The sequence below is a fragment of the Paenibacillus sp. J22FR5 genome (assembly GCF_059691975.1).
The window spans coordinates 18,688-41,497 of record NZ_JCAUAN010000039.1; the positions used below are offsets into that span (position 1 = coordinate 18,688).

Here is a 22,810-nt window from a genome sequence, read left to right on the forward strand (position 1 = left end):
AAGCGATTGAGGTGAAATGGTTTTGTCTAAAATTATTGCAATAACGAATCAGAAGGGTGGCGTCGGCAAGACGACGACTTCTGTGAATCTAGGCGCTTCATTAGCTTCGCTTGGTAAAAGAGTTCTTCTGGTCGATATCGACCCACAGGGGAACACGACGAGTGGTATTGGTGTCAACAAAGCTGATGTTACAAATTGCATCTATGATGTACTGATTAATGATGTTCATCCGAAGGATGCAACGGTTGAAACGAATGTTCCAAACCTTAAAATTGTTCCTGCAACAATTCAACTGGCTGGAGCAGAAATTGAATTGGTCCCTACCATTTCAAGAGAAGTTAGATTGAAGAAGTCACTTCAACTTGTCAAACACTTATATGATTACATTTTGATAGATTGCCCTCCGTCACTTGGCCTTTTAACTATTAACTCCTTAACCGCTGCTGATTCCGTAATTATCCCTATTCAATGTGAATATTACGCCTTAGAAGGTCTAAGTCAGTTGTTGAATACCGTACGATTGGTTCAAAAACATCTGAATACAGGACTTCAAATTGAAGGCGTACTATTGACGATGTTTGATGCGAGAACGAACCTTGGTATTCAGGTTATTGAAGAAGTTAAGAAGTACTTCCAAACGAAGGTATATCAAACAATTATTCCTCGTAATGTACGTCTAAGTGAAGCGCCGAGTCATGGTCAATCCATTATTACGTACGATCCTAGATCAAAGGGCGCAGAAGTGTATTTAGAACTTGCTAAGGAAGTGATCTCAGTATGACCAAAGGCCTTTCTAAAGGTTTAGGTAAAGGATTAGATGCGTTAATTACATCCTTGCATATTGATGATAGTGATAAGGTCATTCAAATTCCTCTTGCTCAGCTAAGAGCGAATCCGTATCAGCCTAGAAAGCATTTTAACGAAGATAGCATTAAAGAACTTTCAGAATCGATCAAAGAACATGGCGTTATTCAGCCAATTATTGTTCGTAAGGTTCTAAAGGGCTACGAAATTATTGCGGGTGAGCGTCGCTTCCGCGCATCTCAAGTTGCAGGAACACCAACCATTCCAGCTGTTGAAAGAGTTTTATCTGATCAGCAAGTCATGGAAATTGCTTTAATTGAAAACGTACAGCGTGAGGATCTAAACGCATTGGAGATAGCATTTGCTTATCAAGGGATTATAGATCAATTCTCGCTAACGCAAGAAGAACTGTCAGCCAAGGTTGGAAAGAGTAGATCACACATTGCAAACTTCCTTCGATTGCTTTCTCTACCGGAAGCCATCAAGCAATATGTTTCACGTGGAACATTATCTATGGGTCACGCAAGAGCGATTGTTGGTGTGAAAGATGACAAGATTAAAAAAGAATTAGCGGAATCAACGATCTCTAAACAATGGAGTGTTAGAGAGCTTGAAGAAGCAATTAAAATGATAGAAGAACCGCCTGGTCCTGAGAAAGAAAAGGTGAAACAAAAAGAAAAAAATAAAGATCCGTATATTAGTCAGGCAGAAGAGCAATTGCGAGATATATATCGGACGTCGGTAAAAATTAAAAGCCAGCAGGACAAAGGGAAGATCGAGTTACTCTATTACTCGAAGGACGATCTCAACCGACTGCTAGAGTTGTTGCAAGGTAAAATCTCTTAAAAATTGCTAGCATACCTATGTTTTTCTTTCGAGCAGAAAGAACAAACTAAGGTATGCTATATTTGTGACCACATAAAAAAGCATAAGAGATCAGTTACCGGAATCTTAAACTTTTCTATTGGTGACGAAGTCTATTTTTTGAAAAGCGGTCGCTCAGCATTGCGTGGTAGCGATAGAAATTTTCTCATAAGGGGCTGATAATATGAAGGGTGTTATGTATTTCGATCAAGCGGCTTCCTCGTGGCCGAAGCCACCAACCGTGATGGATGCGATGATGCAATGCATGCAGGAGTATGCAGCCAATCCAGGCAGAGGCAGCCATCAGATGGCAGTGAAGGCAAGCCGGGCATTATTTGAAACGAGAAAAAACCTTGCGAAATTATTCGGGGTTAGAAATCCAAACGATATTTCATTTGCGCTAAATACGACACACGCACTAAATCAGGCGATCAAAGGATTCGTAAAGCCTGGAGATCATGTGATATGTACCAATGTTGAACATAATTCGGTAAGAAGGCCCCTTGAATATTTGAAGGCATCAGCCGGTGTAGAACTTACATATTTACAACACGATGAGCAAGGGAATATGCAATTAGACGATCTGAAAGAAGCGCTTCGTCCGAATACAACGCTCGTTGTAGTCAATCACAGTTCGAATCTTCTCGGCACGATCATGCCGATTGGAGATATCGGAGAGATCTGTAGGAATCACGGGGCAAAGCTGCTCGTAGACGCGGCTCAGAGCGCCGGTATACTGCCTATTCATATAGCAGATATGAATATCGATATGCTTGCTTTTCCTGGCCACAAGGGGCTCCTAGGGCCTCAAGGGACGGGTGGCCTATACATCCATCCGGACATTGATTTGGAGCCGTTGCTGCATGGAGGAACGGGCAGTCAGTCAGAAGCGATCCATCAGCCAACGGTACGTCCTGACCGCTATGAAGCAGGGACCCAGAACACAGTCGGTATCGCTGGGCTGAATGAAGGCGTGAAATTCGTGCTTGCCGAAACCGTGGCTAAGATTCACGAGAAAGAATGGGCACATACGCAACAATTAATGGAAGGGCTACTGGGAATTGAAGGGGTTACGATTCTAGGGCCAAAGCTTGGACAAAATAAAACAGGAATCGTATCCTTTAACATTCGGGATGTGGATTCATCGGAAGTTGCCTTCATACTCGATCAGTCCTTCCAAATCGCCGTACGAGCTGGCTATCATTGTACGCCGCTTGCTCATGAAATCGCAGGGACCTTGGCTAAGGGAGCCGTTCGGGCGAGCATCGGTTATTTTACAACGGATGAAGAAGTGACAGCATTGATTGAAGCCGTAAGAGAGATTCAAGCGCAATATGCAAAGTAGAAAGAGGGATTGGGCATGGGGGAACTGTTTGGCTTGAATGCAGAATATGTGATGATCATTTGCTTCGCATTCATACTAGTTTTGTTTATTTATGTGATTATTATTTCAATTCGATTATCTTCACTTCGAAAACGATATACACGGATGATCAATGGTTCTAGTGCCGATAATATGGAGCAGCTGCTGATCGAGATGCAGAACGCATTGAACGAGCAAAAAGCTGAATCCGTTAAGGCTTCAGCCAGTATCACTACTATTCGTCAAGCGATGATGAAAATGACATCCAATATTGGTATTCGCCGTTACAATGCCTTCAATGAAGGCGGGAGTGATTTAAGCTTCTCAATGGCTCTGCTAAATGAAGAGCAGGATGGCGTGATCCTCACAGGGATACATAGTAGAGAGCAAATGTATGTATATGCAAAGCCTATTGCCAAAGGACAATCCAGCTACACATTAAGTCCGGAAGAGAAAGAGACGATTACTCAAACTTTAAAGCAGTCGTAGCACTCGGTGCAAATGATTGGGTGCGTCTGATCGCAGCATAGAGAGCATCGCCAATGACAGTAGCCATGTTCATAACGAGGCTTAGTCGCGTATTTTGCAAAACGAAATATTCCATGAAGCCGCCAACGTTCACGATCCCCGTGACATGAATATCACCAACTGGAGGCAGGTCTTTATTGACACCAGCACCTGGTTTGAGCGGACCATGCGCAACTTGAATACAGCCAACGCTAGCAACTTGACCTAAACATGCATCTACCGCAACGATAAAGGGGTTCTGGAATTGCTTATGAATTGTATCAACCGTTTCGGCTAAATTCATCGCATGGACAGGCTCATCCAAGGTGCCAAAGAGGTGAAGATTGCGAAGCGAAGTGGTTCGATTCAAATGGGAGCCAACTAAGGGTCCGAGTGCATCCCCGGTTGAACGATCCGTTCCGACGCAGATCACAACGATAGGTTGATAGGTTGGTAGTTTACTGAAAATCGTTTGCAAATGCTTGGCGAGAAGATAAGGTGTATTAGAATCGGTATGTTGAATTTTCAAAGGTTCTTGCACTGGGGTTTTATCGGCATCGAATCCAAAATGGAATTTCATGATATCCCTCCAAAGTAGTAAATCTTTTTTACTAGTATATGGAGAGAGAGGTACATTTATACGTAGAGAGGAGAGCTTTCTCTGGAATTTTCTATCATGTTGCTAGCTTTTGATTCTACACAACAGGCACTACGAGCCGAAATGCTGCTAGAGTACGCCGATATTGAGATAGATATCAGGCCTACGCCGAAAGAGATTACAGCGGGATGCGCCCTTTCTATTGAATTTCCTGGAGCAGATCTTGTTCAAGTTCAAGAGATTATAGAGAGCGAGAACGTGGAAATTCGCGGAATCTATTTTAAAAAAGAAGATGGATATGGTACCATAGTAGAAAATTAAGGAGGTTTGCTAGTGTCTTTTGAAACACATTATTTCAATGATTTGATGCAATGGATTCGTGAACATATCAGTAAACCTGAGATCATTGCCTCGGTATTCTGGATCATTATCAAAATAGCACTTATTTATATCATTGCTAGAATTATCATTAAAATTGCGGATAAAACGATTGCTCATATGGTGATAGCGAGAGAGAAGTCACCACTCAAGATTGATAGACGAAGATCGAATACGATATCTATTCTCATACATAATCTTATCGCGTATACGGTCAATCTAGTTGCTATTATGTTGATCTTGGGTCAAGTTGGTTTGAATTTAGGACCTTTACTCGCTGGAGCGGGCGTTCTCGGTCTAGCCATAGGTTTCGGAGCACAGAGTTTGGTGAAGGATGTTATTACGGGGTTCTTTATCATTTTCGAGGATCAATTCGGGGTTGGCGATGTGATTCAAATTGATCAGTTCAAAGGGACCGTAGAGGAAATAGGCATTCGCGTGACTCGGATCAAAAGTTGGACCGGCGAGGTTCACATCATCCCGAACGGCAACATTAAACAAGTGACGAACTTCTCAACCTACAATTCAATTGCAGTCGTTGATGTATCAATTGCCTATGACGCCGACATTGATCGTGCGATGGACTTGTTGCGGGAAATTGTTACACACGTTCATGAACGCACTGAGAATATGGTAAAAACACCAGAAGTTCTCGGCGTACAAGTGATCGGTAATTCCGAACTCAAAATTCGCGTTATCGCGGAATGTAAGCCTAACACACAGGGAGAAGTCGGACGGATTCTGAACGCAGAAATTAAAAAGCATTTGGATGCGAATGGCATTGAAATTCCATATCCGAAAGTCGTGACCTACGTTAAACAGGAAAAGGTGGAGGGGAACTAAGATGGAGAAGAAGGAATACCAACTTGGCGATGTCGTACAGATGAAAAAGCCCCATCCATGCGGAACGAATGAAATGGAAATTATTCGAATGGGCATGGATATTCGGATCAAGTGCGTAGGCTGTAAGCACAGCGTCCTGGTGCCAAGAACGAAGTTCGAAAGCAAGCTTAAAAAAATATTGCGTAGCAATGCTGTGACAGATGTCGTAATAGACGAAGAGACGAGCTAGCTTTTCCAATAAAATTAGCAAAACACTTGCGAGAGACAGACTTTTTTGATACAATAAGTCCTGTTCTCATTTTCTTGGAAAGGTACCCAAGTGGTCCAAGGGGGCTGACTCGAAATCAGTTAGGCGTCGCGAGGCGTGCGTGGGTTCGACTCCCACTCTTTCCGTACTAGAACACAAAAGATGAAAGCCGTTTGTATCCGTAATGGGTATAGGCGGCTTTTTGTATTTCTAGGATCATATGAAAAAAAGGGATAAAGATACCCAAGTAAGGCAAACTACCAGTTGGGTTATGAAATTAATGTTCAAGGAGGTCAAAATGATGAAAGCATGGATGATCGTTCTCATGATGGTTGCTGTAGTCGCTTCAGGCTGCTCGAAGAAGGATAATACCAGTGTAGCTAGTCCAACAGCAGGTATGGCCGTTTCACCCTCGTCTGGGGCTTCTGCGACGCCTACGAGCGCTACAGGGGCTGTGACTGTAACATCAACACCAACACAAACGCCGAAGGCTGGTACAAATGGAGGAACAGCAGAGGTAACCTCAACAATTACAAAAGAGCAAGTGGAGAAAATTTCAATGACGAGCACCTATGATGATTTGGTCAAGGAAACCGGTTCGAAAGGTAAGCTAGTAAAAGATGAGAATGGGAAACAATCGTATGAATTTGCTATCTCAAATCAACCTGGGTATTATGCGAAGTTCGTCTATTTTGCGGACGGAAAGATTTCAGAGAAAAATGTGTATCGGAAGTAAATATTAATTATATGTAGAGTTTTAAATGTGAGTTGAGGTAGATATTGTGTAGATAGAATGAACACCCCTCAATAAAAAAGCGAGAGGTGTTCATTCTAGTGTTCAATTTAAAAGAAGTTACTGACGCTTGCCGCCTTTTTTATGCCATTTGCGATTATGATTGCTCGTTGCCGGGAAGGTGTCGCCTTTTCTCAGGGTAACCGTCTTGGGATTGTTAATCCCCATATGGAAGGCATTTTCGCCAATCTCCATATATTCGCCGTCGTTAGGAACATGGTCGCCTTCATTAAAATGTGTCCATTCACCCACGATTGAATCACCTCTTCATAAGAATAACGATCATAGTTATGATTGCCCTGGAAGGGATGAAGCATGTACCTAACGGGCTTCCAGCTTCCTCCTGCCGAATCATGTGATAAAAACTTGTAATTTGCCGCATGATTTGCTATAGTATTCAGGTGCGAGTTTTGAATACGAATCCTCGCTCCTTGCTCCTTCGCTTGCCTAGCAAGTTTGAATAGGAGCCGCTTAGTCCAAAAGGAGGTGAAATACATGCGCAAATATGAATTGATGTACATCATTCGTACTGACGTTGAGCAAGAAGTTGTTCAATCTACGGTAGAAAAATTTCAAGGCATCATCACGAACGGTGGGGGAGAAATCTCCAAACATGACCTGATGGGTAAACGCCGTCTTGCGTATGAGATCAAGAAGTTCCGTGACGGGCACTACGTGCTTGTACACTTCAACGCAGAACCTGCTGTTGTAACTGAACTTGATCGCGTACTTAAGATTTCGGACGAAGTTATTCGTCACTTAATCGTAAACGACGTAGCTTAATCAATGCCAGTATTTTCGTCAGGAGGGTTGTTCCATGTTGAACCGTGTCATTCTTATCGGTCGATTGACCAGAGATCCAGAACTTCGTTATACACCAGCTGGGGTAGCAGTTACCCAATTCACGCTTGCTGTGGACCGTCCTTTCACGAGCGGTGGCTCGAAAGAACGTGAAGCGGACTTTATCAATATCGTCACGTGGAGGCAGCTTGCCGAAACATGCGCGAACTACTTGCGTAAAGGTCGTTTAACAGCAGTTGAAGGGCGCATTCAAGTGCGGAACTACGACAACAATGAAGGAAAACGTGTTTACGTGACCGAAATTATTGCCGATAATGTACGCTTCCTTGAATCTAGCGGCGGCGGGAATCGCGAAGAGGGCGGATCATCTAATGCAAACGCGAATGCAGGCTACGGCGGCGGAAGCGGAAGCAGCAATCGTGGCGGTGGATCGCGCGAGCAGCAGGATCCTTTCATAGATGACGGAAAACCGATCGATATTTCCGATGATGATTTGCCATTCTAAACGTAGAAAGGACTGAAGAGACACAATGGCTTTCCAAAAAAGAGACAACAATGGTGATGACCGTGCTGATCGCAAATTTGCTCCTCGTGGCAAAGGCGGTAAAGGTAAACGCCGTAAGGTTTGTTACTTCACAGTAAACAAAATCAAGCATATTGATTATAAAGATATCGAGACTCTTAAAAAGTTCATCAGTGAGCGCGGGAAGATTCTTCCTAGACGTGTAACTGGTACTTCCGCTAAGTACCAACGTGCTTTGACGATTGCGATCAAACGCTCCCGTACAATCGCGTTGCTTCCTTACACAACGGAATAGGTTTTATCAAAAAGGCAGCTGGTCAAACGGCTGTCTTTTTTGTATGCCTGTAAGCTAATGATCGAATACCGATGTTGAGGCTTTCTTTTCTAGTACCTTTTTGTGGTATAATTAATCAATATCGTTCTGGTGAGATGAGGAGAGATGACGGTTGCTGAATAGGGAGAAAGATGTTGACCTAGCCAGACGGGCCAAAGTCATTGAGTGGCTCAAAACAGAAGTCGTAGATCATGTAGCTCATCTGCTCAAAGGCATGTGGGAAGGTAGTCATGCGAAGATGGTCGATGGATTGGCCAGTTTGATTTCGAGCAGTTACATTTTAGGCAGAAGACTGGGGATTTCTTATCGCAGTTTGGACGAAGCTATTGTTGAGAAAATGAAGAAGCACCGCCAAGAGGGCCATCAACTTGAGGATTGGTACGGCGACATTTCATCGCTCGAAGAACATTTACGTAAGAGGTGAGCCCGGTTGGGGAATCGAAGTTGGCAAACTGTCATCTGGAGCGCGGTAACGATTATTTCGTTGCTATCGCTGATGACGCCATTTATTATTTTTACATGTAGTTTTCTATTGGTGCCAGTGCTTATGTTATATGTCAAATCAAGTACGAAGCGCTTCGTAGTAAGCTATGTGCTCAGTCTGCTCGTTATTTACATACTTACACAATGGGTAGGCCTATATTTGATCACGATTTCGTTGTTTATTTTGCCACCCGTGGTAGTGATGGGGAATTTGTATAAACGTAAAGCGGCAGCAAGGTCTGTTCTGACCGCGGGAATCGTTACTATACTAGCAGAGTCGTTGTTAAGTTTAGTTTTAAGCTTTGCTGTAGGTCTTAACCCGGTTGCTAAGTTCAAGCAATTCATGATAGATAGTATCGCAACCATGCCGCAAAGCATTCAGGAGATTTTACCGAAAGATCAAGACTGGTACGTTGGATTCATTGTGCAGGTCATCCCGCTGTATTTGATCTTCATGGCGTTGTTCTTAACCTTCGTGACGCACGGCGTAACGCGCTGGTTTTTGAACAAATCAGGTGAAGGTATCCCAGGTCTGCGACCGATGAGGGAATGGATGCTGCAAAGATCACTGGTTTGGATTTATTTAGTGGCGTTTGTCCTAGATTTATTCACGAAGCCCGACTCGAGTTCACTCATTTCCACGCTTCTCATGAATGCGATGCCGCTGTTGATGCTTGTTTTCGCAATTCAAGCGATAGGATTTCTATTCTTTGTGACTCATTCGAATAAGTGGAAGCCCATCCTGCCGATCGTGGCCATTATTATCCTAGTTTTCATGCCGCCACTCTTTATTGTTTACAGCTTATTAGGGGTATTTGATGTTGCGTTTCCAATCCGTGAACGGTTCAAGAAAAATTTATAGGATTAGGAGCTAGTTCGAATGCCGAAGTTCCTTTTGAAGCGGTGGCACGGTCAACATATCGTGTGGATGTTCATGCTGCTCATCGCCTTGACAGCCATTATATATATGTTCAAATGGTGGCTGGGCCTAACGGCTTTCTTACTCTGCGGAGTGATGGCGTATTATACGCTGCAAGCGGAGACCGCTTTTCGTCGAGAATTGAATACGTACGTCGGAACCATAACCCATAGGGTGAAAAAAGCCGGCAATGAAGTCATGAGCGGCCTGCCTATCGGCATTATTTTATATAATGAAGAGAAACGCATTGAGTGGCACAATCCTTTTGTAGCGAAAATGCTAGGTAATGACTCGGTGATTGGTGAGTCGCTCTTTGAGTATTTCCCTGATCTCAAAAATAAGAAAGACAAAAGCGATAAAATGGAGTTACAAGTAGGCCAATTTATTTATCAAGTCTGGTCCAAACCCGAGGAGAGACTCCTCTATCTACGTGAAATTACGGAGCAAGCGCTCTTGGCGAAGAAATACGAAGATAGCAAAACGGCGATTGGTATTGTCATGATGGATAATTTGGAGGAAGCGACGCAGGGGCTGGATGATCAAACGCGCAGCATTATGCTGGCCAAGGTCACGGGTGAGATTACCGAGTGGGCCCAAAAGCATCAGCTGTATCTACGCCGGACATCGTCAGATCGTTTTCTGATTCTGATGGATCAGAAGGCATTGCGCCAACTGGAACAAACACGCTTTGAGCTCCTGGATGATGTTCGTGACCTAACGATTGAGAACAAATTGCCATTAACACTTAGTATTGGCATTGCATCAGGGGCTGAACAACTGACGGAGCTTGGGCAAATGGCACAAATGGGACTGGATATGTCACTTGGCCGCGGCGGTGATCAGGTGACGGTGAAGGTCGGGCAGCGCTTATCTTTCTACGGTGGGAGAACGAATGCGGTCGAGAAGCGTACACGCGTTAGAGCCAGAGTGATCTCGCATGCGCTGCGTGATCTGATGAAGGACAGCGATAAGGTTATTATCATGGGTCATCGCTTTGCAGATATGGACTCGATTGGCGCGGCGATTGGTGTGCTCAAAGCTGTACAGGTTGTCGGCAAAGAAGGCTACATCGTGCTGGAGGGCGTGAATCCTGCCATTCAGAAGGTGATGGAGACGATTTCGGCTGACGAACGACTGCACCGCTGGTTTATTACACCGGAGCAGGGTATGCAGATTACGACACAGCGTTCGCTAGCGGTAGTTGTTGATACGCACAAAGCTTCCATGGTCGCTGAGCCTAAGCTGCTACAGCTGACTCACAGGGTCGTAGTGGTCGATCATCACCGTAGGAGTGAGGAGTTCATCCATGATGCTACGCTCGTCTATATGGAGCCGTACGCGTCCTCTACGTGTGAGCTGGTGACCGAGCTGCTGCAGTATATCAACGAGAAGTTATCGATGGAGGTACTGGAGGCTACGATGCTGTTGGCGGGCATTGTTGTTGACACGAAGAGCTTCAGCCTTCGGACGGGAGCAAGAACCTTCGAAGCAGCGTCGTACTTGCGACGCAATGGGGCAGACTCTGCCCTCATTCAGAAGCTGCTGAAGGAAGATCTTGATTCTTATATTGAGCGTGCCGAGATTATTAAACACACAGAAACGATTTATGATCATATCGCATTGGCAGTTGCTGAGCCATCACGCAAATATTCTCAGTTGATGATTGCGCAAGTTGCTGATACATTGTTAAATATGACGAATATTATGGCTTCCTTCGTAATTGCCGAACGACCGGACGGATTAATTGGAATTAGCGCGAGATCGCTGGGTCAAATGAACGTTCAAGTGGTCATGGAACGTCTAGGCGGGGGCGGGCATTTAACTAATGCAGCCACACAGACGGATTGTACATTAGAGGAAGCAACGAATCGCTTAAAACAAGTACTAGCCGATATGCAGGAAGAGGAGGGACTTTTCGAATGAAAGTAATTTTACTCAAAGACGTTAAAGGCCAAGGTAAGAAGGGCGAAGTGAAAGAAGTATCCGAGGGATATGCGCAAAATTTCCTAATCGCGCAAGGACTTGCTGCTCCAGCTACACAGGGCACCGTGAAGGTGCTGGATAACCAGAAGAAAGCTGAGCAGCGCCGCAAGGATCAAGAGAAAGCGGACGCGCAGGCATTGGGCGAGAAGCTTGGTGAAATGACGGTTCAAATTAAAGCGAAATCTGGCGAGGGTGGACGTTTATTCGGAGCGATTCCTAGTAAACAAATCGCAGAAGTGCTTGAGAAGCAATATAAGATTGTGATCGATAAGCGCAAAATTGTATTGGAAGAGCCCATTCGTACACTAGGTGTAACGAAGGTTCCCGTTAAGCTGCATGCGGAAGTTACGGCAAGCTTGAACGTTCAAGTGACAGAAGAGAAGTAAGCTCTGGGTAAATAAATCGGAAGACCTTATAACAGTTAGAAGAGAACAAGAGTCCCAATCTGGGGCTCTTCTCTCTTGTAAACACAAATCTATTAAACTATGAAGATGAAGGGCGGGTACAGTAGCATGAGCAATGGAGATAATATGTTTATGGATCGTGTACCGCCTCAAAATATAGAAGCCGAGCAAGCCGTCCTAGGTGCGATTCTGATTAACGGTGAAGCCTTAATTACTGCGATGGAGCGGATATCCAGCGATGACTTCTATCGCGGTACGCATCAACGGATATTCGAGGCGATCGTTGAACTAGCCGAAGATCAAGAGCCAGTCGATCTGATTACATTGACGGCACTTCTCCAAAACAAGCAGCAGCTTGAAGAAATCGGCGGCGTGACGTATTTGTCCGAGCTGGCGAACGCGGTGCCTACCGCAGCCAATATCGACTATTACGCGGCAATCGTCGAGGAGAAATCGATGCTTCGCCGTTTGATCCGGACAGCGACCCAGATCGTCACCAATGGCTACGCCAATGAGGATGATGTCGGGTCGATGCTCAGTGAGGCGGAGGCGAAGATCCTCGAGATCTCACAGCGCCGCAGCTCCAGCGGCTTCGTCGTCATTCGCGACGTGCTCATGGAAGTGTTCGAGAAGGTCGAGCAGCTCTACTCGAACAAGGGCGGGTCAACGGGAATCCCATCGGGCTTCATTGACCTCGATAAGATGACGTCTGGCTTCCAGCGCTCAGACCTTGTCATCCTGGCCGCCCGACCTTCTGTCGGTAAGACCGCGTTCGCACTGAACGTGGCGCAGAATGTCGGCGTCCGGGCTAAAGAGACCGTCGCGATCTTCTCGCTCGAGATGGGTGCTGCGCAGCTCGTACAACGTATGATCTGCGCAGAGGCTAATGTCGATGCGAACCGTATGCGGACGGGTTATCTCGAAGGCGACGACTGGGAGAAGCTGACCATGGCGATCGGTGCCCTGTCCGAGGCGAACATCTACATCGATGATTCACCTTCGATTACCGTCGCGGATATTCGCGCGAAGTGTCGCCGTTTGCAGCAGGAGAAGGGGCTCGGGATGATCCTCATCGACTACCTCCAGCTGATTGCCGGCCGCGGCAAGGGTGACAACCGTCAGCAGGAGGTCTCTGAGATCTCCCGTACGCTGAAACAAATTGCCCGTGAGCTGAATGTACCAGTCATCGCGCTCTCGCAGCTGAGCCGGGGCGTTGAGCAGCGTCAGGACAAGCGTCCGATGATGTCTGACCTTCGGGAATCGGGATCCATTGAGCAAGATGCCGACATCGTAGCATTCTTATACCGGGATGATTACTACGATAAAGAATCCGAGAAGAAGAATATCATCGAGATTATCATTGCCAAACAGCGGAATGGTCCCGTAGGCACCGTTGAGCTGGCTTTCCTGAAGCAATTCAATAAATTCGTGAATATGGATCGTAGTCATCAAGAAGCAGCCGGGCATTGACGGCTGTTTTTTTGCATCAAATACATAGATATTTCAACCGATAGACATAAAATCAGCCTCCGAGAGGCATCTTAGGGAGAAATGAATACCATGATAGCAGGGCAAAGCCAGAGGTTTTTCTTCTTTTAGCGGCAGCAACGAAATAGTTGGCGTAATTTCCGAACAATTATACAGACACCCCTATAATCGTTCGTTTTTCATTGACTTTGGCATGGGGGACTGCTAAACTAAAGACGGTGAAAAAACCTTGATCGAAAAGCCGGCTTCAAGCAGGTAACTCGAAATAAGGTCGTTTTTTCATGCCGAAGGGTAGGTTTCCTTCCTGCAGATTACTGCCGAAGAGACCAGATATTCCTTTGCGGTGAGTAAGTGAGAGTTAGCTCTCTAATCTGTTGCTGTGTGCAGCAGTGAATAGAGGTAGTTGCATCACCAGAATCGCCAGAGGGAAAGTGCAATGGACGCTGAACGCTTTAGCGCTTTAATGAAGTCCAACTTTCCTCTGTGGTCTTACAGCCATAACGGCTCATTATGGGTGACTAGTCACCGTACGGAGGTAAGTGCATATGTCAACGGTTGTTGTTGTCGGTACGCAATGGGGAGATGAAGGAAAAGGTAAAATCACGGATTTCTTAGCGGAATCTGCTGAGGTTGTTGCACGTTATCAAGGTGGTAACAATGCAGGCCACACGATCATTATTAGCGGGAAGAAATATAAGCTGACGATGATTCCTTCCGGTATCTTTTACAGAGATAAGGCTTGTGTAATCGGGAATGGAATGGTTATTAATCCGGCTGCACTCATTGAAGAAATTAATTACATTCATGATAATGGTTTTACAACAACGAACCTAAATATCAGTGATCGCGCGCATGTGATTATGCCGTATCATTTGGTGCTTGACGGTCTGGAAGAAGATCGTAAAGGTGATAGCAAAATCGGTACGACCCGCAAAGGGATTGGCCCTTGTTATATGGATAAAGCAGCGCGTAACGGTATTCGTATCGCTGATTTGATGGATGCAGAAGAGTTCGAATTGAAGCTGCGTCGCATTGTTGCTGAGAAAAACGTATTGATCGAGCAAGTCTACGGTTCGAAAGGTCTTGATGTGGAGCCAATCCTCAAAGAGTACCTGGCCTATGCAGAAATCATTCGCCCTTACGTGAAGGATACATCTGTGATCCTGAATGAATATATCGACCAAGGCCGCAGAGTGTTGTTCGAAGGCGCGCAAGGCGTTATGTTGGATATCGACCAAGGGACATACCCGTATGTCACTTCTTCAAACCCAACAGCTGGTGGTGTTTGTATCGGTTCAGGGGTAGGCCCAACGAAAATCCACAACATCATCGGTGTAGCTAAAGCTTATACAACACGTGTCGGCGATGGCCCGTTCCCAACGGAATTGGACAATGAAATCGGCGCTTGGATTCGTGAAAAAGGTTTTGAATACGGTACGGTAACAGGTCGTCCTCGTCGTGTAGGCTGGTTCGACAGTGTTGTTGTGCGTCACGCAAGACGCGTCAGCGGCATCACGGGCTTGTCCTTGAACTCCATCGACGTTCTAACAGGTCTAGAAACGGTCAAAATTTGCACAGGCTACATGTACCGTGGTGAGTTGATCGAGCACTACCCAGCGAGCTTGAAAGCTATCTCCGAGTGCGAAGCGGTGTACGAAGAGCTTCCAGGCTGGACAGAAGACGTTTCTGAAGCGCGCACGTTGAGTGATCTTCCTGAGAATGCAAGACATTACGTTGAGCGTGTATCTCAGCTGACTGGTATCCCGATCGCGATCTTCTCCGTAGGTCGTAACCGTGAACAAACGAATTTGGTTCGTCCGATTTACGCGTAAAATCATAAAGAACATATACGATCCTCTAGGCTGTTCAGCAGCTTAGAGGATTTTTCTTTTTGCATAGAGGGATATAATGGCAATGTTTTCGTCCATACTGAAGGGAGGAGCATATATCGATGCGTAAGTCATGTTAGGAGTGAAGCAAAGCGAATGAAACTGTTAACTTGGTTAAGTAAAATCGTCATAAGTACCGTCCTTATTACATCAATTACGATGTTTACAACGTGGTATGTCGTAAACATGTACGTGGAGGATATATTTCGACAATATCAGCTACCTGCGATGGGTAAAAAGATTCAATTTGGTGAATTTGCGTCAAGATTGGCGGAAGAGCTGAATATAGTTAAGGGGAAAGACGGGGGGAAGCAGGCCGCACTAGGGGGAAACCCCGTGGCTGTGTCGCCAACTCCTAGTCCCAACCCGTCAGGGGCCTTTCCAAGCCCGAGTTCAAGTCCAAATCCGAAGGATCAACAACCTGTTGGCGGTATTAGTTCGTCAGGCGGTGTAAGCACATCTACAGGCAACCAAGACGATGCGATAGCCGTAATGGGAAGCGCTCGAACGGAGGAGAGCGAGAAGAAGGAGCTTGTCATGTCCACAGAGGATTTTGCGAAAAAGAAAGAAGCGCTCTCGAGTGATGATAAAATGAAAATTTTCTCACTTGTTGTTGCTAAGCTGCCTCAATCTGAGATGCAGACGCTTTCCGCGATCCTAGAAGACGGGATTACAACGCAAGAGCTTGAGCAAGTAAATAAGACACTCGAAAAGTATTTAAGCGAGAAAGAGCTGTCACAATTAACCGATATTTTGAATAAATACTAGCTTTATGGGAAGTTGCTGACAAATGAATCTTGCAAATGCCGCCGCTTCCCTGCTAAGTTTCATGCCTTTTCGCCATTTATTGTAAAATGTGAATAAGGCTATTGGGATTTCGAACAAAAATAGGTGCTAAAAGCGACTTCTTTTGGTAGTGGACACGAATCTATCACATGGTGATCGAGTATTTTGTTGAAATAGGCACAGAAAGTGTGTTAAATTTAACAAAAGAAAGACAACATAATGGATATTATGTCTAATCAAGGTTTATTTATGTATCTACGGAGTAACTACTCAGGTAATTGCATCTGAGTAGCTACTCCACGGATGCAAAACCGTTCAAAGGGAGAAGATCATGACAGGTTTCAGGGGAATGCGTTTTGTCATGGATCTCATTAAGAGATTCACGCCTAAGCGAGAAAGCTTGACCGGAAATGAATCATTATCAGACAAGCAGCTAGACGAAGTTACGACACCAACGACACTAACGGTAATCAAACGACATAAATGGTCTCTTGCACTAGGCGTAGGTGCCATTGCACTTACGGGAGCGATTACGTTCACCGGACATCATTATGTAGAAGCGGGCATGGACAATGTGTACCATGTGATGCTTAACAATCAAGAAATAGGTATCGTGAGCGACAATAAGATAATTGATGAATATAAGCAAAACAAACCGTTAGATGTACAGAAGAATTTTCCAAATGTTCATGTCGTGCTTAAAACAGACGGAATCACCTATACGTCTGAAAGGGCTTACAACGTGAAAACGGATGATTCTGCTGTTATTTCCTCGTTGGATCAGCTGCTCGTACCGCAACCCGTGGGTGTTGCACTGAAAGTAGATGGCAAGACGATAGCGATTGTGAAGGATCAGGCAACAGCCGATCTCATACTTAGCCAAGTCAGCGAACCATTTACACCAAAAGGGAAGAACAATGATAAAGTAGCTGCCTTATCTACTGGTGTAGGTGAGGATATATCTACAGCACCATCCGAGCTTGAGAAGGTGGAGTTCGTTCAAAAGGTCGATAAAGAGGAAGTTCCAATCGAACCTTCAGAATTAGCAAAGCCTGAGGATGTTGTGAAGATTTTGCAAACCGGCAATGTTGCACCTTCCAAATACACGGTTGTCGAAGGCGATTGTGTATCCTGTATTGCGAAGAAATTAGGCATCACGAAGCAATTCATTTATGATAACAATCCAGGTCTTCAAGACGATAAGCTCAAGATCGGCAATCAATTGGATGTTACCGTGCTGAAGCCAACCCTTTCTGTGAAAACGACGGAGAAGATCGTGAAGAATCAGGAGATTCAGTACGATACCGAGTATGTGAAAGACGATTCGATGCGTTTAGGCGTGGTCCAACCGATTTCACCAGGGAAGAATGGTCTCAAGAAAGTAACGATTCAAGTGACGAAGGTCGATGGTTTATTGACCGAAGAGCAGGTAGTCAATGAAGAAATCGTTGATCAACCGGTTGCCGCTAGAGTGAAAAAAGGAACCAAGGTCATTAAGGGTGAAGGTACCGGGAAGTTCGCGTGGCCCGTGATTACGCCTAGTATCACAAGTACATTCGGTTATCGTTGGGGCAAGCTACATAAAGGCATCGACATTGTAGGTAACCAGAATATCATGGCTGCGGATAATGGCAGAGTCGTCGAAACAGGTTACAAATCCGATTACGGCAATTATATTATTATTAATCATTTAAATGGTTATGAAACGCTATACGGCCATTTGAGCCAAATCATTGCGAAGTCAGGCACCATCGTCGAAAAAGGCGATAAGATCGGAATTATGGGGAGCACAGGGGACTCCACTGGTGTGCATTTGCATTTTGAAATTCACAGCAGCGGTAACTTAGAAAATCCTTTGAAATATTTAAATCGGTGAAAAAAGATTGAGGCAAGGCCATTCCGGACAACTCGGGGGGCCTTGTCTCTTTTCTCTTCAATGTATGTTAAAATAAAGAAGTGTATGAAGGAAATTACTGGTTGTAAAGTGGATCTAACTCTGGCAGCTTCGCTCGTTAGGGCCTTGCAGTGCCAGTTACTTTATAGTAGGCGGTGGTCACATGTTTGGGAAAATTCTCGTGGTGGATGACGAACAACCAATTGCAGATATTTTGAAGTTTAACCTGGAGAAAGAAGGCTATCAGGTGATCTGTGCGTACGATGGCGGAAGCGCTGTCGAGCTAGCGTTCTCGGAGCAACCAGACTTGATTCTACTGGATCTCATGCTGCCTGTGAAGGATGGCATGGATGTGTGCCGTGAGGTGCGCTCTAAGCTCAATACGCCGATCATTATGTTGACAGCGAAGGATACGGAGCTGGACAAGGTTCTGGGCTTAGAGATGGGCGCAGACGACTATGTAACGAAGCCGTTCGGCACGAGAGAGCTGCTAGCCCGTGTTAAGGCACATCTGCGCAGACAGACGAAGGTGCAATCGGCAACGAATGAGCCGGAAGCGCAGCGGAATGGGATGCGCATTCATGCGTTGTTCATCGATAACGACATGTACATGGTCTACAAGGATGGAACACCCCTTGACCTCACACATCGGGAGTTCGAGCTTATTCAATATTTGGCCAAAAACTCAGGCAAAGTGATGACGCGCGAGCACCTGCTGCAAGCGGTGTGGGGCTTTGAATATTTCGGCGACGTACGGACCGTCGATGTGACGATTCGCCGTCTGCGCGAGAAGCTGGAGACGGATCCAAGCCGTCCGGAATATATCATGACGCGCAGGGGTCTTGGATATTTGATGCGCAGTCCTAAAGCCGGAGGCTTCTAAGCATGAAGGGCATCCGCTTCTTTCAATCGATTCAAGCGAAGCTAATTATTATCTATGTCCTGCTGATCCTCATTGCGATGCAGTTGATTGGCGTTTATTTCTATAAAACGGTAGAAACTTACTTCAAGAACGATTTCTTAGCGTCGCGCAATAGTCAGGTGACGTTGCTTGCTGGTTTCGTTGAATCGTATTTGACGGGTGATCAGGACAGCAAGAATGCAACCGAGGGTAAGAAGACGTATGCTGATTTAAATGAATTCGTTAGCAATCTTTTCTCCATTAATAACGCAGAAATTCAAATCATTGATGCAAATGGTAATGTGATCAGCACGTCGGTTGCGAGCCATTTGAAGCAAAAAAATACACAGCCGGAGGTTATTCGTGCCCTGCAAGGGATTAAGGATAATCAGCGGATTTTCACAGATGAGGATGGATACCGGAAGGTGATTATCGCCAAACCGGTGGGTAGCGGGGTACGTGTCTTAGGAGCGGTTTACATTATTGCTTCTATGGAAGACGTCTATAAGACGATTCGCTCGATTAACCGTATTCTCATCTCGGGTACGTTGATTGCCTTGGGATTAACGGCGCTTCTTGGCGTCCTTTTAACGAGCACGATAACAAACCCAATTAAAGAGATTACGAGACAGGCGACGGCTGTAGCGGAGGGGAACTTCGATCAACAGGTTGTCATTCAAGGAACCGATGAGATTGGCCAGCTGGGGCAGACCTTTAATTTCATGATGAATCGGCTGAAAGAGGCACTCTCGCTCAATGAAGAAGAGAAGGAGAAGCTTGCTTCGATTCTGACGAATATGAATGATGGTGTCATCGCAACCGATGATCGCGGTCAGGTGATCGTACTGAATCGTCGGGCGAAGCAGATCCTGCAAGTGGAAGAGGTAACGACACTAGGCTTGGATATTTCTGAGGTAATAGGGATTCCCCTAGATACGATTCGTGCCTTAGTTACTGGACAAGTGAATACGACGCTGTTGGACATTCAGCTGCCTGACGATGAGGATGAGCAGCTGTCGGTTCGTATCACGTTCACACCCATTCACCGCCGGGGTGAGGGCCAGCACGGGATCATTGCGGTGCTGCAGGACGTAACGGATCAGGAGAAGCTGGAGCAAGCGCGGCGAGAGTTCGTGGCGAACGTCTCTCATGAGCTGCGTACGCCGCTGACGACGATTAAGAGCTACCTCGAAGCGCTCGATGACGGAGCGATCGAGGAGCCGCAGCTCGCATCGCGCTTCATTAACGTGACGCGGAGCGAAACCGAGCGAATGATCCGCTTGGTGACGGATCTGTTGCACTTATCGCGGTTGGATTCGAAGCAATCCATGATGAGCAAGTCCTCGACGCTCGTAAGCGAAATGTTGGAAGAGGTTGCGGATCGGTTTTCTTTTCAGCTGCAGCAACGGAAAATTCAAATTGTATTACACGTGGAACATGGCGTAACGAGCTTGCTGCTGGATCGTGATAAAATTGATCAGGTGCTCGATAATTTAGTATCCAATGCGATTAAATATACCGGTGATGAGGGAACCATTCGGTTGGAGGCGCGCAAGATAGAGAAAGAGATGCTGGAAATATCCGTTCAAGATAACGGCATGGGAATTCCGAAGAAGGATCTTTCCCGTATTTTCGATCGCTTCTATCGGGTAGATAAAGCACGCTCTCGCAACATGGGAGGCACAGGCCTCGGCCTGTCCATTGCCCGGGAAATAGTGAAAGCGCACGGAGGAACGATTGCGCTAGAGTCCGAACTGGGACAAGGAACACGTGTCCTATTTACGCTGCCGATTCAGCAGGAAGAGGAGGATGGGGTATGATTGAGAGTTTGAAATCGATCTTTCTTGTCCTATTGATTGGAACGAGCTTGTATCAGAGCTTTATTCTCGCCTCCTACAGCCCGCCGAAGATAGAGCCGATTCAACAGAGCAATTATGTTCAGACCGAGACGCTGGGTAAGCAATCGGAGCTGGCGGATATGCTTTTTCCGGATCAGCTCATCATTCACTTGGGCAATCAACAGCACTCCGTGCTTTATCCGAACAATTACTACTACACCCGATTGCTAGATAATATTAAACAACGGAGCTTCAGAGGTTTTCGCAAAACGTCGATGTACCTCGTCAATGTGAACTGGGAAGAAGTCCGTACCAAGCAGCTTGGTGTGGAGATTCGATTCCGCGATGGGATACCGTTTACGATCTTACAACAGTTGTTCCGAATCGAGGGAGAAATCCCTGTTGATAACGATAAAATCACGAAAATTTGGATTTACTCCAAGGGGACAAATGATGAGGTTCGTGCGTTCTTTTTCACGGATTCGCCAGGTGTTGGGTATGAGGTCATCGGGGCGGATTTTACGAGTAAGGACGTAGAGAATTTCGTTGCTTATGGGGAACCGACTAACTTATATAAAACAACAAATAGCGGCGATTACTATCTGCCATTGAAGCCATTACATTTGCCTAGCTATACGTTCACGTATACGCAGCTTACGGCGGACCAGCTGAAGCAAAGCTTGTTCGTGGATCCAGGTATTACACGTTATCTGAGAGAGCGCGATGGTTCGGAGATCTACACCGATAGCAAACGCGGCTTCCAGCTCAATCGAGATCAACGGTGGGTCACGTATTCCGATCCGGTAGCGCCTGCGGCTAGCAAAACAGAGGTATTGGATGATTTGCTGGCAGGCATTAAATTTATCAATCAGCATATCGGTTGGGATGGGAAATATATGGTGTCTCGCACACCACAGAAGCAGCTGTTGGACAATCAGACGTTTACATTCCGCCAGTATTATGAGTCACTGCCGATTGTAACGGCGCAGCCTGAAGGTTTTGGTATGATGAAAATGCTAGTGCAGAAGGGCGTCATTTCAGGTTTCGAGAGATCAATGGTAATCCCTGATCTGAAGTCGGGACAACGTCGCGAGAATGAGTTGATGTCGGGTGAGGCTGTAGAAGAAAGATTGCAGTATTACCAACGTCGATCCAGTATTGTTTCTATTTTCCCAGCGTATCGTCCCGTTATCTCAGATAAAACGTTAACCTTAACGAGTGCGTGGGCACTGGAGCTGCGTGATGGTACGTATGATTTTATTGAATAGACAAGATGTCAGGGAAGGGTTGGTGAGATTATGAATTGGAGTAGGGCCAAGACGATTTTGATTGCTTCTTTTTTACTGTTGAATATGATTCTCGGCTTCCAGCTGTGGTCCACCAATCGTTCAAATAAGACGGAGATTTCATCGGAGGCATCGAGTAATGTAGAGGATTTGAATCGTGCACTCCGCAATAAAAATATTCGTCTTACAGACGAGCTGCCTACGGATCCGCCGAAGTTGAAGGTCATCTCGGTCAAATACGATGATAACATTAAGCCTGGTGAGGAGAAGACGCTGAAAACGCCACTCTACATGAGCACGCTGCTCGGCAAAGGAGCTAGTAAGGAAGTTCAGTCACTTTCGGAAATTCCAAACTTCGGGATGTATCAACTGGATTCGGTCATAAGCCGAAACGGTATTTATGTGTTCTCCCAATTGTATGGGAAGATTCCACTTTTTGATGTGACAGTCGAGCTCAATGAGAAAAATGGAGAAATTACCAGTTACCGTCAAGCTTTCGTTGAAGTAGAATCAGAAGTAGAACAGACGGAGCAGAAGTTGATTTCGGCCCAATTAGCGGTTCGCAGCTTAGTGGACAATTATTTAAGCGATGGCTCGATTATTACCGAGGTTCGCTTGGGGTATCACGGACAACCTTATAATTCGCAAACACAGCCGATGTTTCCGCAGTGGCGGATTACGATCGATAACGGATATGTGTATTATGTGCAAGCGTTCAATGGCGCGGTGGAGTCGCCGCAAAATGGGTCTGAGCTTGCGCCATTTGGCACCGAAGGAGGTGGAGGAGCTTCAACAGCTTCTCCAGCACCAGGTGATAAGAACACGACTAAGAAATAACAACGAGTAACCAACTGGCACACAGGTAGGCATAGAGGAGCAGGGAA

The 22,810-nt window shown here is 45.7% G+C and carries 25 protein-coding genes and 1 tRNA gene; 24 read left to right on the forward strand and 2 right to left on the reverse strand.

The window, feature by feature from the left end:
• Positions 1 to 22: 22 nt before the first annotated feature.
• The 4 genes from AC58P7_RS29730 (at position 23) to AC58P7_RS29745 (ending at position 3,520) form a co-directional block, all read left to right on the forward strand.
• Positions 23 to 781 (forward strand): ParA family protein, encoded by a 759-nt coding sequence (locus AC58P7_RS29730; protein ID WP_056622827.1) that lies wholly within the window; start codon positions 23 to 25, stop codon positions 779 to 781.
• Positions 778 to 1,650 (forward strand): ParB/RepB/Spo0J family partition protein, encoded by an 873-nt coding sequence (locus AC58P7_RS29735; RefSeq protein WP_497349494.1) that lies wholly within the window; start codon positions 778 to 780, stop codon positions 1,648 to 1,650. Before AC58P7_RS29730 ends, AC58P7_RS29735 begins: the two co-directional genes overlap by 4 nt.
• A gap of 202 nt (positions 1,651 to 1,852) precedes the next feature.
• Positions 1,853 to 3,013 (forward strand): aminotransferase class V-fold PLP-dependent enzyme, encoded by a 1,161-nt coding sequence (locus tag AC58P7_RS29740; protein ID WP_497349496.1) that lies wholly within the window; start codon positions 1,853 to 1,855, stop codon positions 3,011 to 3,013.
• A gap of 15 nt (positions 3,014 to 3,028) precedes the next feature.
• On the forward strand, positions 3,029 to 3,520 hold the full coding sequence (locus AC58P7_RS29745) for a DUF4446 family protein (protein WP_497349498.1): 492 nt from the start codon (positions 3,029 to 3,031) through the stop codon (positions 3,518 to 3,520).
• On the opposite strand, the gene yyaC is transcribed toward AC58P7_RS29745, so the two are convergent.
• Positions 3,495 to 4,118 carry a spore protease YyaC gene (yyaC, locus tag AC58P7_RS29750; RefSeq protein WP_497349500.1) on the reverse strand — a complete coding sequence of 208 codons (624 nt, stop codon included), beginning with the start codon at positions 4,116 to 4,118 and terminating at the stop codon, positions 3,495 to 3,497. The genes AC58P7_RS29745 and yyaC overlap by 26 nt on opposite strands.
• 96 nt (positions 4,119 to 4,214) lie before the next feature.
• Between yyaC and AC58P7_RS29755 the strand changes: the two genes are divergently transcribed.
• The 5 genes from AC58P7_RS29755 to AC58P7_RS29775 all read left to right on the forward strand — a co-directional run bounded on the left by AC58P7_RS29755 (position 4,215) and on the right by AC58P7_RS29775 (position 6,340).
• On the forward strand, positions 4,215 to 4,457 hold the full coding sequence (locus AC58P7_RS29755; protein ID WP_497349502.1) for a putative Se/S carrier protein: 243 nt from the start codon (positions 4,215 to 4,217) through the stop codon (positions 4,455 to 4,457).
• A gap of 12 nt (positions 4,458 to 4,469) precedes the next feature.
• Positions 4,470 to 5,357, forward strand: a complete 888-nt coding sequence (locus AC58P7_RS29760) for a mechanosensitive ion channel family protein (protein ID WP_497349504.1) — start codon at positions 4,470 to 4,472, stop codon at positions 5,355 to 5,357.
• Position 5,358: 1 nt separating this feature from the next.
• Positions 5,359 to 5,586, forward strand: coding sequence for a DUF951 domain-containing protein (locus AC58P7_RS29765; protein ID WP_497349506.1), 228 nt, complete (start codon positions 5,359 to 5,361; stop codon positions 5,584 to 5,586).
• Between the two features lie 76 nt (positions 5,587 to 5,662).
• Positions 5,663 to 5,750: transfer RNA gene (locus AC58P7_RS29770), tRNA-Ser, on the forward strand.
• A gap of 155 nt (positions 5,751 to 5,905) precedes the next feature.
• Positions 5,906 to 6,340: a hypothetical protein gene (locus AC58P7_RS29775; protein WP_497349508.1), complete on the forward strand. Its 435-nt coding sequence runs from the start codon at positions 5,906 to 5,908 to the stop codon at positions 6,338 to 6,340.
• Positions 6,341 to 6,457: 117 nt separating this feature from the next.
• Here AC58P7_RS29775 and AC58P7_RS29780 read toward each other — a convergent pair whose 3' ends face one another.
• Entirely contained in the window at positions 6,458 to 6,649 is a 192-nt protein-coding gene (locus AC58P7_RS29780; RefSeq protein WP_497349510.1) for a YjzC family protein, read from the reverse strand.
• Between the two features lie 243 nt (positions 6,650 to 6,892).
• Here AC58P7_RS29780 and rpsF point away from each other — a divergent pair, with 243 nt between their 5' ends.
• The 15 genes from rpsF (at position 6,893) to yycI (ending at position 22,763) form a co-directional block, all read left to right on the forward strand.
• Positions 6,893 to 7,180: a 30S ribosomal protein S6 gene (gene rpsF / locus AC58P7_RS29785; protein ID WP_028557223.1), complete on the forward strand. Its 288-nt coding sequence runs from the start codon at positions 6,893 to 6,895 to the stop codon at positions 7,178 to 7,180.
• Positions 7,181 to 7,214: 34 nt separating this feature from the next.
• Entirely contained in the window at positions 7,215 to 7,703 is a 489-nt protein-coding gene (ssb, locus tag AC58P7_RS29790) for a single-stranded DNA-binding protein (protein ID WP_171636291.1), read from the forward strand.
• 25 nt (positions 7,704 to 7,728) lie between these two features.
• Positions 7,729 to 8,016: a 30S ribosomal protein S18 gene (gene rpsR, locus AC58P7_RS29795; RefSeq protein WP_028557221.1), complete on the forward strand. Its 288-nt coding sequence runs from the start codon at positions 7,729 to 7,731 to the stop codon at positions 8,014 to 8,016.
• A 151-nt stretch (positions 8,017 to 8,167) separates the two neighbouring features.
• On the forward strand, positions 8,168 to 8,479 hold the full coding sequence (locus AC58P7_RS29800) for a MazG-like family protein (protein ID WP_497349512.1): 312 nt from the start codon (positions 8,168 to 8,170) through the stop codon (positions 8,477 to 8,479).
• Positions 8,480 to 8,485: 6 nt separating this feature from the next.
• Positions 8,486 to 9,400 carry a DUF2232 domain-containing protein gene (locus AC58P7_RS29805; protein ID WP_497349514.1) on the forward strand — a complete coding sequence of 305 codons (915 nt, stop codon included), beginning with the start codon at positions 8,486 to 8,488 and terminating at the stop codon, positions 9,398 to 9,400.
• Positions 9,401 to 9,418: 18 nt separating this feature from the next.
• Entirely contained in the window at positions 9,419 to 11,380 is a 1,962-nt protein-coding gene (locus tag AC58P7_RS29810) for a DHH family phosphoesterase (RefSeq protein ID WP_497349516.1), read from the forward strand.
• Positions 11,377 to 11,826, forward strand: coding sequence for a 50S ribosomal protein L9 (gene rplI, locus AC58P7_RS29815; protein ID WP_065851200.1), 450 nt, complete (start codon positions 11,377 to 11,379; stop codon positions 11,824 to 11,826). Before AC58P7_RS29810 ends, rplI begins: the two co-directional genes overlap by 4 nt.
• A gap of 126 nt (positions 11,827 to 11,952) precedes the next feature.
• Positions 11,953 to 13,314: a replicative DNA helicase gene (gene dnaB, locus AC58P7_RS29820; RefSeq protein WP_497349518.1), complete on the forward strand. Its 1,362-nt coding sequence runs from the start codon at positions 11,953 to 11,955 to the stop codon at positions 13,312 to 13,314.
• A gap of 563 nt (positions 13,315 to 13,877) precedes the next feature.
• Positions 13,878 to 15,164, forward strand: a complete 1,287-nt coding sequence (locus AC58P7_RS29825) for an adenylosuccinate synthase (RefSeq protein ID WP_497349520.1) — start codon at positions 13,878 to 13,880, stop codon at positions 15,162 to 15,164.
• Positions 15,165 to 15,317: 153 nt separating this feature from the next.
• Positions 15,318 to 15,989 (forward strand): hypothetical protein, encoded by a 672-nt coding sequence (locus tag AC58P7_RS29830; RefSeq protein ID WP_497349522.1) that lies wholly within the window; start codon positions 15,318 to 15,320, stop codon positions 15,987 to 15,989.
• Positions 15,990 to 16,338: 349 nt separating this feature from the next.
• Complete coding sequence (locus tag AC58P7_RS29835) at positions 16,339 to 17,883, forward strand: peptidoglycan DD-metalloendopeptidase family protein (protein ID WP_497349524.1); 1,545 nt, start codon at positions 16,339 to 16,341, stop codon at positions 17,881 to 17,883.
• 181 nt (positions 17,884 to 18,064) lie between these two features.
• Positions 18,065 to 18,784, forward strand: a complete 720-nt coding sequence (gene yycF, locus AC58P7_RS29840) for a response regulator YycF (protein WP_497244977.1) — start codon at positions 18,065 to 18,067, stop codon at positions 18,782 to 18,784.
• A gap of 2 nt (positions 18,785 to 18,786) precedes the next feature.
• Positions 18,787 to 20,622 (forward strand): cell wall metabolism sensor histidine kinase WalK, encoded by a 1,836-nt coding sequence (gene walK / locus AC58P7_RS29845; protein ID WP_497349526.1) that lies wholly within the window; start codon positions 18,787 to 18,789, stop codon positions 20,620 to 20,622.
• Positions 20,619 to 21,908 (forward strand): YycH family regulatory protein, encoded by a 1,290-nt coding sequence (locus tag AC58P7_RS29850; RefSeq protein WP_497349528.1) that lies wholly within the window; start codon positions 20,619 to 20,621, stop codon positions 21,906 to 21,908. The genes walK and AC58P7_RS29850 overlap by 4 nt, the downstream gene beginning before the upstream one ends.
• 30 nt (positions 21,909 to 21,938) lie before the next feature.
• Positions 21,939 to 22,763 (forward strand): two-component system regulatory protein YycI, encoded by an 825-nt coding sequence (gene yycI / locus AC58P7_RS29855; RefSeq protein WP_497349530.1) that lies wholly within the window; start codon positions 21,939 to 21,941, stop codon positions 22,761 to 22,763.
• The last annotated feature ends 47 nt before the right edge of the window (positions 22,764 to 22,810 follow it).